The sequence below is a fragment of the Saccharopolyspora kobensis genome, assembly GCF_900108315.1.
Taxonomy (GTDB): Bacteria; Actinomycetota; Actinomycetes; order Mycobacteriales; family Pseudonocardiaceae; genus Saccharopolyspora; species Saccharopolyspora kobensis.
Window position 1 is genome coordinate 1 of record NZ_FNVB01000023.1, and the last position, 12,466, is coordinate 12,466.

15 protein-coding genes and 1 tRNA gene are annotated in these 12,466 nt (G+C 67.2%); all 16 read right to left on the reverse strand.

The window, feature by feature from the left end:
- The coding region (locus tag C4T78_RS35785; protein WP_220389072.1) for a phage tail protein at positions 1-2,001 on the reverse strand (2,001 nt) is incomplete at its 3' end.
- Between the two features lie 8 nt (positions 2,002-2,009).
- A complete protein-coding gene (locus C4T78_RS35790; protein WP_093350555.1) occupies positions 2,010-2,255 on the reverse strand; it encodes a phage tail assembly protein T in 246 nt (81 codons plus the stop codon).
- Positions 2,256-2,332: 77 nt separating this feature from the next.
- Positions 2,333-2,695 (reverse strand): phage tail assembly chaperone, encoded by a 363-nt coding sequence (locus C4T78_RS35795; protein ID WP_093350552.1) that lies wholly within the window; start codon positions 2,693-2,695, stop codon positions 2,333-2,335.
- 2 nt (positions 2,696-2,697) lie between these two features.
- On the reverse strand, positions 2,698-3,120 hold the full coding sequence (locus tag C4T78_RS35800) for a phage tail tube protein (protein ID WP_093350549.1): 423 nt from the start codon (positions 3,118-3,120) through the stop codon (positions 2,698-2,700).
- Positions 3,121-3,136: 16 nt separating this feature from the next.
- A complete protein-coding gene (locus tag C4T78_RS35805) occupies positions 3,137-3,547 on the reverse strand; it encodes a DUF3168 domain-containing protein (protein ID WP_093350546.1) in 411 nt (136 codons plus the stop codon).
- Positions 3,544-3,909 carry an HK97-gp10 family putative phage morphogenesis protein gene (locus C4T78_RS35810; RefSeq protein WP_177247523.1) on the reverse strand — a complete coding sequence of 122 codons (366 nt, stop codon included), beginning with the start codon at positions 3,907-3,909 and terminating at the stop codon, positions 3,544-3,546. The genes C4T78_RS35805 and C4T78_RS35810 overlap by 4 nt, the downstream gene beginning before the upstream one ends.
- Positions 3,906-4,244: a head-tail adaptor protein gene (locus tag C4T78_RS35815; protein WP_218161555.1), complete on the reverse strand. Its 339-nt coding sequence runs from the start codon at positions 4,242-4,244 to the stop codon at positions 3,906-3,908. Before C4T78_RS35815 ends, C4T78_RS35810 begins: the two co-directional genes overlap by 4 nt.
- On the reverse strand, positions 4,241-4,834 hold the full coding sequence (locus tag C4T78_RS35820; protein ID WP_093350537.1) for a hypothetical protein: 594 nt from the start codon (positions 4,832-4,834) through the stop codon (positions 4,241-4,243). The genes C4T78_RS35815 and C4T78_RS35820 overlap by 4 nt, the downstream gene beginning before the upstream one ends.
- 197 nt (positions 4,835-5,031) lie before the next feature.
- Entirely contained in the window at positions 5,032-5,853 is an 822-nt protein-coding gene (locus C4T78_RS35830) for a major capsid protein (RefSeq protein ID WP_093350531.1), read from the reverse strand.
- Between the two features lie 20 nt (positions 5,854-5,873).
- The gene (locus C4T78_RS35835) at positions 5,874-6,506 is read right to left on the reverse strand and encodes a hypothetical protein (protein WP_093350529.1); all 633 of its coding nucleotides are present in this window, start codon (positions 6,504-6,506) and stop codon (positions 5,874-5,876) included.
- Positions 6,507-6,548: 42 nt separating this feature from the next.
- Positions 6,549-7,496 carry a hypothetical protein gene (locus C4T78_RS36735; RefSeq protein ID WP_177247522.1) on the reverse strand — a complete coding sequence of 316 codons (948 nt, stop codon included), beginning with the start codon at positions 7,494-7,496 and terminating at the stop codon, positions 6,549-6,551.
- Positions 7,496-8,947 (reverse strand): phage portal protein, encoded by a 1,452-nt coding sequence (locus C4T78_RS35845; RefSeq protein WP_093350526.1) that lies wholly within the window; start codon positions 8,945-8,947, stop codon positions 7,496-7,498. The genes C4T78_RS36735 and C4T78_RS35845 overlap by 1 nt, the downstream gene beginning before the upstream one ends.
- 10 nt (positions 8,948-8,957) lie before the next feature.
- Positions 8,958-10,574 carry a terminase large subunit domain-containing protein gene (locus C4T78_RS35850; RefSeq protein WP_093350523.1) on the reverse strand — a complete coding sequence of 539 codons (1,617 nt, stop codon included), beginning with the start codon at positions 10,572-10,574 and terminating at the stop codon, positions 8,958-8,960.
- Positions 10,567-11,031 carry a hypothetical protein gene (locus tag C4T78_RS35855; protein WP_218161554.1) on the reverse strand — a complete coding sequence of 155 codons (465 nt, stop codon included), beginning with the start codon at positions 11,029-11,031 and terminating at the stop codon, positions 10,567-10,569. Before C4T78_RS35855 ends, C4T78_RS35850 begins: the two co-directional genes overlap by 8 nt.
- A 505-nt stretch (positions 11,032-11,536) precedes the next feature.
- Positions 11,537-11,713 carry a hypothetical protein gene (locus C4T78_RS36740; RefSeq protein ID WP_177247521.1) on the reverse strand — a complete coding sequence of 59 codons (177 nt, stop codon included), beginning with the start codon at positions 11,711-11,713 and terminating at the stop codon, positions 11,537-11,539.
- Between the two features lie 210 nt (positions 11,714-11,923).
- Positions 11,924-11,993: transfer RNA gene (locus tag C4T78_RS35860), tRNA-OTHER, on the reverse strand.
- Positions 11,994-12,466: the final 473 nt, after the last annotated feature.

Here is a 12,466-nt window from a genome sequence, read left to right on the forward strand (position 1 = left end):
CAGGCCACCCGCAGCTGTGCCGTCGACCGCGGCGGTGGCCTTCGGTGGGGCGACCGCGGTGCCGATGTCGGTGGTGATGCCCTGGAGCTGACGGAACAGTCCGTCGGCGCCGTCGTCGATACCGACGGTCAGGCCGTGCATGATCGCCTTGCCGGTCGGTTCGAGGAGCTTCAGGTCCACGGTCATCGGACCTTTCCAGTCCGGGATCATGTCCGTGATCCAGCTCAGTTTGTCCTGGACCCACTTCCACGCGGCGTTGATCCCGTCGAGAAGCCCTTGCATGATCGCCTTGCCAGCGTTCACCAGCAGGTTCCCGAGGTCTCCGAGCGCACTGAGGATGCGGTCCGGGATGCTGCTCACGAAGTCAACGACCGCGTTCGCGCCGTTGGTGAAGGCGTCCTTCACCCAGTTCCAGGCGTCGACGTGCAGTTGCCAGAACCGATGCGCGAAATCCTGCACCCACGCGACGATCGAGTCCCACGCTCCCGAGACGAGGTCGACGACCCACTGAGCCGCGCTGGACACGGTCGAGACGATCCAGTCCCACGCGGAGGAGATCCAGCCAACGACCGTGTCCCAAGCGGCTGACGTCCAAGCAACGACGGTGTCCCAGTTCGCAATGATCAGGGCCACGAGGCCGACCACGATCGCGATCACCCAGCCGATCGGGCCGAGCGCGACGAACCAGGAGGCCGCCATCACGACCGCGCGTGCCATCGCTCCGGCGGCCATGATGGCCCACTGGGCCACGATCATGGCGCCTTGAACGACCATGCGCGCGAGGTATGCGGCCATGGCAGCAGCGGCACGGGCCAGGCCGACGGCGGCCTGAACGGCGTAGGTGCCGATGGCGGTCGCGGCTCGAACGAGTGCGGACCCGACGGTCGCGGCGAAGGCGCCGAACTTCGCTCCCCAGGTCTTTAGGAGACCACCGTCTATGGTGGCAGATGCCCACAGGGCGCCGGAAATTCGACCGATGCCCGCGATCAGCGGGGCGAACCGACTCACCACGGCGCTGATCGCGAAGCCCCAGAGGAGCATCGTCGCGACGGTGGCCTGGACACCCGCGGGGAGTTGGGAGTACCAGCCGACCAGCGTCCCCAGCGCCGACCCCATACCGAACATGGCCTGCGCGATCGGGACGACGATAGCCATCAGCTGGTGGAACGACGCGATACCACCGTCGACCTTGGACTGGAGCCAGGCCAGCCCCTCGGCGGACCCGAGGAACGCGAGCTTGGAATCACCGGCCGCACCGATCCAGGCCGTGAACCTCTCGACCAACGGGAGGCCGACCTGGACCAGGTTTCCCAGCGCCATGAACAGCGGGCCAACGGCCGGCGTTAGGTTCTCGACCGCCCGCTGGGTGGTGGCGAACACCTGCGCAACAACGCCCTGGAAGAAGGGGGTTTTGATCGCCCCGGATGCTTCCCGGGCCATGCCGTTGATCGCACCCCCGACACCGCCCATGCCGGTCTCCAGGAGCGGAAAGTACGTCGTCGCGAGGTCTCGGACTTCCTTGTCCAAGCCGGCGAAGAACCGCTCCTGTACGGACTTCCGCACCCCATCGAACTGCTGACGGGCGCTGTGCAACGCCTTGGCCATGCGCTGGGCGGACGGGCTGAGCTTGTCCATCGCCTCGGCGATCTTCTCCGCGTCACCGTCGGCGAGCGCATCCAGCGCGTCCGACATGCCCGCGGTGGCGACCTTGGCCGTGGAGAAGGCGCCAGCGGCAACGGCACCGGCCGCGGGGAGAGCGAGGAGCGCGACCGAGGCCGAGCTGACCGCCTTCGGGACGAGGCTTGCAGCGGCTGTCATCGCGAGGAGACCGGTCGGACGGGACATGTTCCCGACCGCGTCCGACATCGCTCGAATGCGTGTGGAGGTCTTGTCGACGTCCTCCCGGAACTTCTGGACCTCGCGCGTGGCGCGCTTGGCGCCTTTCATGAGCTTGGTCGGGTCCATCCCGAGGCGGACGACCAAATTCTGGAGCGTCGCCATGAAATCCCCTACTGGGTAGAGCCACCCAGGGTGGCGTTAATGCCGGCGAGCTTGCGGAAAAGCTCCTCGGGGGTTGGCTGAGTGCGATCCCATTTCGGGACGAAGTCCGAGAACGGGTACGGCTGTTTGCGGTCGCGGTTGGCGTTGACGACCGCGGAGATCTGCATCGCGGTCAGGATGTCGTCACGACGTTGGCCGATGGGCCCTTCGATCATCTCGAAGGCTGCCCACTCTGAGAGCTCCTGGGAGTCCATTCGCCACAAGAGCTCACGGACGGAGCACCCGAAGTGCGCGGCCAGGCGGAAGTAGAACCGCCGCTCCGGCCGCGCCTTCAGTTTCCCGCGAGCTCCTCGACGTCCTCCTGGGACATGGCGGAGATGCGCTGGGCGGCGTCTGCGACCCGGTCCAGGGCGGCGGCGGACTTGCGCCCCAGGGCCGCGACGTCCTTCTCCGTGAACAGGCGGTGGCCGTCCTCGTCCACGATGCACGCTGCGGCCAGCCGCGCCCGGAAGTTCTCCAGACCCTTAGCGGGGTCGGGCTTGCCGTTCTTGCCGACCATGCAGGCCTCGAACTTGTCGCGGTCGGTACCGGTCATGGCCATCACGCGGACCTGACCACCCCACTCCGGGACGTCCACGATCTCGCTCGGGGTGTCGTCGGCGGCCAGGATGGCATCACGGGAAAGAAGGATCATCGTCAGGCTCCTGCGGTGAGAACGGGCTTGCCGGTGACCTTGAAAGTCATCGAGCCAGCTTGCTTGTCGTCGACCGGGGACTCCGAGGAGAAGCCGGTCATGAACGCCTTGAACGCCCACGTGCCGATCGCGTTCGGAAACGTGACCTTGTAATCACGGGCCTCGGTGTCATCGAGATCGCTGAGCAAGGTGGCGTGGTCGCGCGGGTCGAAATTCACATCGATCGAGACCTCTCCGGCGTCCTTCAGGCCGCCGATGAACTCACGCCACCCGTTGGGCGAGTCGTGCGCGGTGACGTCGTAGGTCTCGCGCTCGATCTCCGGGCCGCTGAGGTTGGTCACGTTGGCAATCGGGGTGAAGACGGGCGTCGTCGCAGCCATGTCGGACCGCTCCAGGGCGATCCCGAAGGCGTCGATTCCAGCCATGGGTAGTTCCTCCAGGTCAGGGGGTGGAGTCGACGGTCAGCCACACCCGGAAGGGCGCGACGCCGTGACGGAGCTCGGGGTCCGGGTCCCGCATGTAGCGAGCGCCGCCGGCCGCGATGCTCACGTTCGTGAAGCCGTCGACTGGTAGGGGCTTGCGGTCGAGCTCCGCGTGGAGCAGCGCCACGATCTCGGCGGCTTCCTTGTACCCCCGGTATCGGGACCAGACGTGGAGGTCCAGGTCGACGTCGAGCCCCTGCGCGTCGTGCTGGTCGCTGGGGAGTTCCGACGGGTCTCCGAGGGTCACGTACGGCGTGACCGCGGTTTCCGGGACCTCGTCGTAGACCCGTACGCCCCGTGCCTGGAGCGCGGCGCTCCCCGAGAGGCGAGCGAAGATAGCAGTCAGGAGTGGAACGGCGGCTGTGCTCACTTGGTCAGCCTTTCGACGAGACGGCGCAGGTACGGCCGGAGGTCTTGGTTCTTGCGGAAGGCGCGGACCAGGAACGGGGTCGCCTGCATCTTCGAGGTGCCGTCGTGGACGAACCGGGCGTAATAGGCCTTCTTCAGGTTCTGACCCCAGAGACCCACTTCGGCGTTCAGCTTGCGGATACGGCCGGACAGTGCGGCGCGGAGCGTACCCACGTCGACCGGGGCCTCCTCCTGCGCAAGGTCGCGTGTGTCCCGGGACCACTCGCGGAGGGCTATCTGGGTCTCCTTCGGTGCCTCGTCGTGGATCTTCCGAAGCTGTTTCAGGAGGTCCCGGTCGCCCTTCAGGTCTGCGTATCGGCTCACGCGGCGCCCTCCGGCTGAGTTCGCTCGCAGTCCGCGCGCAGGTAGGTCTCGGGCTCGGACGGCTCGAAGATGGCCAGGACCCGGAAGGCTCGACCGGCCTGGCGGAGCTCGTCGCCGCGGAGGACATTCGCACCCGGGTTGAGGTAGACGACGTGGGTCAGGCGGGAGCCGAACTGCTGGGCCACCACGCGCTCACTGGCGGACGGCTGTGCGAGTCGAGCCCTCTCCGTCCCGACCTGGGTGACGGTCTCGACCCAGCCACCCATCCCGTCGGGCGCTGTGGATGTCCGCCACACCTCGACCCGCGTATTCAGCAGACGTGCGACGCGGCTCACCGGGACCTCACCACATGGGCGGAACCGCCGAAACGGGCAGACAACCGGTCGCGGAGGTACTCGGGGATCTCGACCTCGGAGAAGTGATCGCCGTAGGCGTAGCCCGCGCTCCAGTCTCCGATTCGCTCGGACACGGTCACCCGGGCTGCGAGAGCCTCGGCGCCGTCGCTATCCCGGTAGGACACGAGCGCGCGGGACGCGAGGCGGCAGACCAGGTCAACGATGTCTGCTGGCACGCTGGGGAGTCCGTGCGTGTAGGTCACCTTCACCACGGAGGGGCCACATCCGGTCTGCCAGCCTTCCCGGCGCCACAGGGAGCCGGATGCCAGCCTCCAGTCGGTGACTGGCGCCCCGTCAAGTGCGACGGTGGCGACGGACCGGATCGGTCGGCCCGGTAGATGGAGCCGTTGACCAGGCTCCCCCTCCAGCTCGACCGTGGTGGTCAGCTGGGAGATGGGAGCGCCAGCGGCGGTGCGGACCATCTCGGAGGCCACATCCAAGAACGTGGCCACGATCGGGGCTTCTGACGGTGTGACGGTGACCCCGCGGGCCTCCAGATCAGCCACCGTCGCCAGAGGGGCAAGAGCCATCGGGGTCACCTCCTAAGCGGACTTCGACCGCGGCCGTCGGGCCGGGGTCTTCTTGGCGAGGGGCGGTGCCTCCTCGGTTTCGTCGGCCTGCGGTTCGGGCGCGTACGTGTAACCTCGGCCGCCGTCCCCGATGAGCGATCGAGCGATGTCATCGGGGACGTAGGTCACGACGCCGTTCGGCCCGAGGACCAGCGCCATCAGGCCGTGGTGTCCGTGAAGACCGCGACGCCGGTCGGGCGGATGACCTTCGTGCCGTAGACGTGCAGGCCGCGGAGGCGGTCGGCGAACTTGTCCACCGCGCGCATGGCCTCGGTCTTCTCGACCTGGGAGACGTAGGCAACGGAGGGACGGTAGAACGCCAGGGCCTGGGGAGCGGCCACCGTCGGGAGGTTCTCGCTGGTGTAGATGTCGAAGCCCAGCAGGCGGCCCAGCGAAGCGTTCCGCAGGCCCTCCGACGAACCGGACTGGTCGACGTTGGTCAGCTTCGCGTCCGACGACAGGAGGATGGCCTCGAACTCCGCGTTGACGATCAGAACGCGGTTCGCGAGCGGCACCTTCGCCTTGCTCAGGGCCTTCCGCAAGTCGCGGATGACGTCGAAGGCGGTGGCGGGGGTGAGGTTCGCCGACGGAAGCACGGTGCCAGCGCTGGTCACGGCGGTGGACAGGATGAACTTGTCCGCGTCCTCCGCCAGACCCTCGCCGGCGCTTCGGGTGAAGGCGTCCATCGAGCCGGCGGCCTGGGCCTTGTCGATGTCGTCGACGTAGAAGTCGAAGTTCTTCTCTTGATCGATCGGGAGATCCTGCGAGGTGGTGGACACCGCATCGGCGCTGGTGGTCCGGTTCGCGGCCTTGTAGTCCTTGACGGCCACGGCGGCGGCGGTGTTGATCCGGACGGTGTTCCCCGCCGTGGCGTTGCCCTCGTACTCGCGGTTGGTCAGGGCCGCGGCCACGGTCTGCTCGCGGAAGTCGAGGAGGAGCTGGGCGTTCCAGATCTCGGGGATGAACGACGTGATAGCCACTTCTGGTCCTTTCGGATCGGTCAGTTACCCCCGGACAGCAGCGTCTTCAGTCGGCCGTCCTTCTTGGCCTGCGTGATCTGCTCGGGGGTCATGTTCGCCAGGTCGGCGCGGGTGAGCTGGGACGGGCCGGTCGCCTTGCGCGCTCCACCGTCACCGGTGCCCTGGAACCTCTTGACCGTTGCGGCCGACAGGTGGGGCTTGTTCTGAATCAGCGTGTCGATCGCGTCTGCGATCTCGTCCGCGTCCACGCTCCCGTCCTCGCTGACCTCGAACTTGTCCAGGTCAATGAAGGCCAAAGCGTCTGTGGGGTCGGCCAACTTGCCAACGGCAGCGGCCTTGACCTCGGACCGGAGGATGCGCCCGTTGGCCTGCGAGAGCGCCTCGCGGGTCGCCTGGCGCTTGATCTCCTCGACGTCCGGGGTGTCGTCACCTTCGGGCTTACGCGCGGTGGCACGCAGCTCCTCAAGCTGACGTTCGAGCGCCCGACGCTGGTCACGCTCGGAGTGCCACTTCGACTTCATCGAATCGAGGGCCTTCTTGCCGGCGTCGCCCAGGGCGTCCGTGCCCTCGGTGGTCTCTGCGTCGGTACCGGTCGCAGAGCTCGTGTCCTCGGCCTCGGGGGCGTCGTTCGTCGGGTTTTCGGCGTCGTGCATGACAACTCCATTGCGGGGTGTCGGGGAGCAGCGTTGCGCCGCTCAGATGATGTAGCCGTGATTGCGGAGCAGCCGGACGGCGTGCTCCCGGTCGTCGGCCCGCTTGTAGATCTCCTCCGGCATCAGCCGCGGAGTTCGCGACGTGCGGTAGCGGGAACCCGCGCGCCGCTCGAAGTTGCGTAGCCTTGCGCCAGCAAGACCCCGCGTGGTGGCGCCCTCGCTCGTTGCCCGGACTCGCTGCCCGTAGGCCGCGAGGGTGGCCACGCCCCGGCGAGCGTTGACGACCTGCGAGATATCCGCGCCGTCCTCGATCGCCTGGGTGCCCGCTTCACCGAACGCGCGCACGCGCTCCGCAGCGGACAGCCGGTCGAAGACCCGCTTGGGGCTCAGGACGTCGGGCGTGTGGCTCGCGGTGACGGGCTCCATAGCACAGTCGCACCGGGGGTGCCGAAGGAAACCCGCGAGTACCCGGTACTCCTGGCCTGCGAGCACGATGCAGCGCGCACAGCTGGGGAGCTCCAGGACCCGGAGGTAGGACCTCACCCTCGGCGTGGCGACCATCGCGACCTGGTCGGCCTGGCGGCCCGTGTCCGCGACCACGGTCCGAACCGCGACGTCCAGGAACACCGCACCGCGGGCCATTGCGGCTTTCCGTGGGAGCTCCTGCGCCAGGGCGCGGAGGGTGGTCGGGATCGCGAGGGACAGCAGCGCGTCAAGCGGGCGCCCGTCGGGCGCGGAGGCTGCGAATGCATCCGGGACGATGACCGGGGGTGCGTCCCCGAGCAATTCCCGCATGTACGACTCGGTTTGACGGGCGGCGGTGAGCTGACCAGCGCGCACCAGCGCCACGACCTCGGACAGCAGGAACGCCCAGCTACGGCTCACCGCGGTCGGGTCGACCTGGTGCCAGCGCTCCAGGACAGCACGGGCGGTCCGGTTGACTGTGGTCGCTCGCTGATCCTGGTGGCGGAGGGCTACTGCGGAGGGCATTACGCGGCCTCCTCGTCCTCCACGCTCTGGCGCGGGTCGTGCGCCATCAGTTGCGTGATGGCGCCCATCGGATCAGCGGCCAACTCCCGGTCCCGCATGGTGACCAGGTCCGCTACCTCGGTCGGGGACAGCCCGTACCGGAGCGCAAGCCACTCGAAGGGAAAGCCAATCTGTTTCAGCTTTGTCAGAGCGTCCGCCATCTGCGCGTGAGACCTGGACTCAGCGTCGGCCCAGATCACCTGACCGGCCGCGATGTCCGCGGCCTTCGCGTCTTCGCCGCGGGCCAGCGCGATCAGGCGGAACATCTCGCGGAGGGCCTGGCCGAACCAGATCTGTTTTTCCTCCACCCGCTTGACCAGGCCGGTCTCAGCGGCCAGGAGGGCGTCCCCGGACAGGTTCGCCATCTTGCCGATCAGATAGTGGGCCGGCGTACGCGTCTGGGCCGCGATGTGGCCCACGGCCACCTCCATCACGGCTGTGTATGCCTCCAAGTTGGCAGCGGTCCACTCGGTGACTTTGACGTTCTCGCCCGTGAAGAACATGACGCGGTCGACCGCGAAACGCTCCATGTTGACCGGCCGGGACCCCACGATCTGGCCCTTATCATCCAAGATCGGGATTTCCGGAACCTCCGCGCCCAGGACGATGCGCTGAGGGAAGGAGGCATAGTCAGCAGCGGTGAAAAGCTGCGCCCACAGGAGATTTATGGCGTTCTGCATCGAGATGACGCCCGTGATGTCGGATACAGGCTCCTCAGACAGCGTCGGCCTGTTCGGAAGCTCCACCATCGGCACCACGCCCATGGGGTTCGGCTGGGGGTTCGGCTCCAGACCTGTGTCCCGGACCTGCCACCTGTTCAGCTCTTCGTCGATCGCCTGTTCCTGCGTCGACTTCGAGCTGACGCCCAGGACTGGCCGCTCGAACTTCCAGACCTCATCCGGGAGATACAGCGTCGCGTATGACGCTGACCCGTCGTCCCAGCGCTTCAGCGCCGCGCGCCGCTTCCGTCGCGACCCGGGCTGGTACGCAATCACGCACTGGGACGCGTCTTCGAAGGTGACCTCTGGAGTGTCCGGGTCGTCCGGGTCACCCCAGACCAGGACAAAGGAGCGGCACGAGTTCACGGCACCCAGGAAACCCAACTGACTGTCAGCGTCCAGGCTGTTCAGCTGCCACACGCGCCAGAGATCCTTATCGGCCTCCGTTGCCCCTGACAGCTTGATGCCGTTCACGGTCAAGCGCTCAACGGGCGCGTCAGCCACCACCGGAACCCAGTTATCCGCGAACTCTCGGTATCGGTCACCGTGGAACTTCCGGAACTGTTCGGAGGCGAACGCCAGGGGTTGTTTCCCTCGGTAGTAATCCGAGTTTCGTTCGATCAACGGGCGGCGGCTCAAGAGTTCGTCTTCGAGACGCTGGACCAGCACCAGCGCCTGTTCGTACGTCGCCACTGGTCCTCCTTCAGGCAGACATGTACAGGGGCTTCTTCTTCAGGAGTCCGGCGGCGATGGCGTCGGACGCGGCTTCGTGAGCAAGGACGGAGACCACGGCCATATCGATCTTTCGGCGGTGCTCCGGCTTCACCAGGACGTAGCGATCCGAAGGCCGGGCCGCCATGCGGGCGTTGAACACGTGCCGCTCCGTGATCGGACAGCCATCGTGCGTGAAGGTGCTGTCCCGCTTGATGCAGTCCGTTTTTAGCCGCTCAGCGGCAGCGTGCATCTGGACCGGCCTGCGCGTGTGCCAGCGGATGACCTTGCGGTCTCCGTAGCGCTCCGCCCAGGCGTCCACTTCGGTCTCCCAGTACGGCGGGTCGCAGTACATCAGCTTCACGTCGTACGTCCGGAAGAGCTGATCCACGGCCGCATCTACTTCCAGGCGGGGAACCTGGCCGCCCCACTCCGCCGGGTCCCACACGGTGGGTCGGTCGGACGGGCCGTACGTCGGCGTGAACTGGAAGCCGTCCAGGGTCTCCGCGCGGATACCGGTCCAGTCGTCGGAGTCGGACCCGTCGAAACCCAGGACGATGGGCACCTTCATCAGCTTGTACGTGGACGGCTTCGGCTTCTCTCGATCGGGAGTCGCACGAGACAGCCAGGGTGCCGACTCCAACCAAGCGCCGGAGCCGGCAACGATGCGGTTGCCGTAGAAGCGCTCCGCCTGGGCGAAGTCCACCTCCAGGAGCTCCGCGGCCTCGGCCTCGATCGCGTCGAGATCGATGTGCGGGCATCCCGCGTAGACGGCGCGGTGGATCTTGCGCCGCTCCCGCTTGTCGCGATAGCTCAGCGTCGCCGGAGCCTGCGGAAAGAACTTGTAGACGTCTTTCGCAGTGCCCTCGTGCGTGCGCTGGGCGACGCTGCCCTCCGACGGGTCGTAGGCGTTGGTCGTCTCGATGGACCGGCCGCTCATACCTGCGAGGCCGCGGCGCTGCGTCTCGGCGACGCGGATCATCTTGTTCGTGGCGTTGTAGAGCCCGGTTTCGTCTTGAAGGGCGAAGGTGATTGGGTTACCGAGTCGGGACTGTGCGGAGCTGGTGACGACGTCGATCCGGCCGCTGTCGCCGACCCGGACGAAGCCCTCGCCGTCGCGCATCTGCGACTTCAGCGGACCGTGTTTGATCATGGCCCGAAGTGGGCGGTAGACGTTGGCGACCTGGTCCTCCGACGTGGCCAGGAGCTGGATCAGCGGCGTCGGCTGAGGGACGCCCATCGGTTCGCTGGGCTCGTACTCGTAGACCCAGCCGCAATCACACCCGAAGTCGTGGCAGCGGTATAGCTCCCCACCCTCGGCCCAGCCCGCGAAGACGGTCGGGCCTGCGGCCTCTGCGAGGACGATCGTCGCGCCCCAGGGGCCTTTGCCTGACTTCTGGGACATGATGACCTGGGACCGGCGGTAGACGAACGCGGTCGACTTCTGTCCGAGCTGTGCATCAGGCTTGACGAGGTAGTGGTTCGCCGTGACTTCTTCCTGCCACGGGTACAGGTGGAACGGCTCGCCCTGGGCGAAGCCATCGGGTACGACCGCGTGTGCCTCGATCCAGTCCAACACCACGTAGAGCGGGGTGGCGGACCTACTCATCAGCGACCACCTTCAGACGGTCGCGTGCGGAGCGACGCGCGGGCGCGGTCTTAGCGGCCTCGGTGACCGGCTCCGGTTCGGCGCCGTCGACCTTCCACCTGTTGCGCAACATCCCGTTCACGCTGAGACCGAGCGAGTCCATGAACTGGCGGGCAACCGTGAAGTCGTTCGCCTTCGCCTCGTCAGCCTCGGTGCGGACGATGGCGCGGACGCACATCGCCACTTCGTAGTGCTGTGCCAGGCGCTCCCACATGACCGCTTGGGGCTGCGCCCACAGGTCGCGCCAGAGATCGCGCTCACGGGTGCCCACGTAGTCGAGCGGCCACCGCGGCACATCGCCCTGTCGACCGTTGGCGGGGAGGATCTGCCACCCCGCGGCGTCGTCGCGACGGTCGCGCCGGAGCGCGTTCGGGTCGGGTGCGGGTCCGCTGCTGACGCGGGCGCCTCCTCGGGGCATGATCACTCCCTTCGTGGGTCACTGAGAGTCATGGGCTGAAAGTTTTGAACCTGACAGACCGGGGAGAGCCCTCCTCCGCGTGCTTCGTCTCCGCAGGTGAGGGGGTCCACCCCCAGGTCCACAGTGGTGTCTGATCACTCTCTGTAATTCCATCCGCCAGGCTGAGCCTCGGCGGTGTGACGCGAGTGATGTGATCGAGTCATGGCGCGCAGGTTCGACCAGTCGTAGCCACGTGGGCCAAGAGGACCGAGACCGTCTATGTGGTCGACAACGTCAGCCGTTGGACGGAGCAGCTCAGGTAGGCGGAGGCACTCGTCGCACTCGCAGTACGGGTGCTCTCGCAGGTAGCGCGCACTCTCCCTGTACCAACGCGAGTCGCGGCCCTGTCTGGCGTTGGACCTGCGTCCTCGCCGGGCCGCTCTGGTACACCCCTCGCACCTGCCCCCAGGGGTGAGTTCGGGACACCCCGGGGTGGGGCAAACGGACAGGGCACGCCGCGGCATCGTCAGCGCCTCGTGTCGGCAGCAGGGGCGAACCCGAACGGAACGTCGTCCCGCCCGCCTTCGGAAAGCTCGGTGTTGAGGGTGGCCGCGTGGACGTACTCCTCAGCGTCTCCGTCTTCCAGGGCGCCGACGTACAACCGGACGATGTCGTAGCCGAACAGGCTCAGCTCGAACCGCATGCTCAGCTCCTCGGGGGTGGGTTGCTGCCCCGATCCCGAGCGGTAGGCGGGGGATCGGGGCGCAGGTTTGTTCCGCCCGGTGCACCCCCGACCTGTTGGGGTCGGGCGGGCGGATGAAGGTTGCGCCGGGTTCTCAGCTCCAGCTGTGAAGATCCCGTAAGTGCGCATCGCGGAGAGGCGTACGGGGTCGTGAAGGGGCTGACGGCGCAGAGTGGTGCGGCGGGATTCGAACCCGCATCTCCTCCCAAAGGAGGGGCTCTGCCATTTGAGCTACGCACCCAGCGGGAGGACCGATCCCGCCTTCGTCGCCCTCTTCGGGCATGCCCTACTCGCGTGGTGGGTCAGACCAGAGGCGAGCGGGTGGTGGTCGCGAACCACCGAGATCGAGGGAAGAGGCGCCCGGGGAGCTCTCCGTTCAGGGAACTCAACCCGGGCGTCCAAGACCGTCCAGCCCACGGCCCACCGGTCTCATCACGGGAGGGTCTTACGGGTGAGGGACGGGAACTGCCCCCGGCGGGGGCGCGCACGCGTAGGAGCGGACGCGGCGAGCACCCCGCCGGAAGTCGTCAGGTCTTCCACCTACTAAAGGGGGTCGGGTGGGAAATCCGAGGCCTGATTGACTGGTCCGCATGGCTAAACGACCGCGAGTCCGCGCACCCGAGTTGACCGGCCGTCGGTGGCTGAACACCGGTGGCCGTGACCTGCGTCTTTCCGATTTTCGAGGTCGTTGTTTGGTACTCGACTTCTGGACGT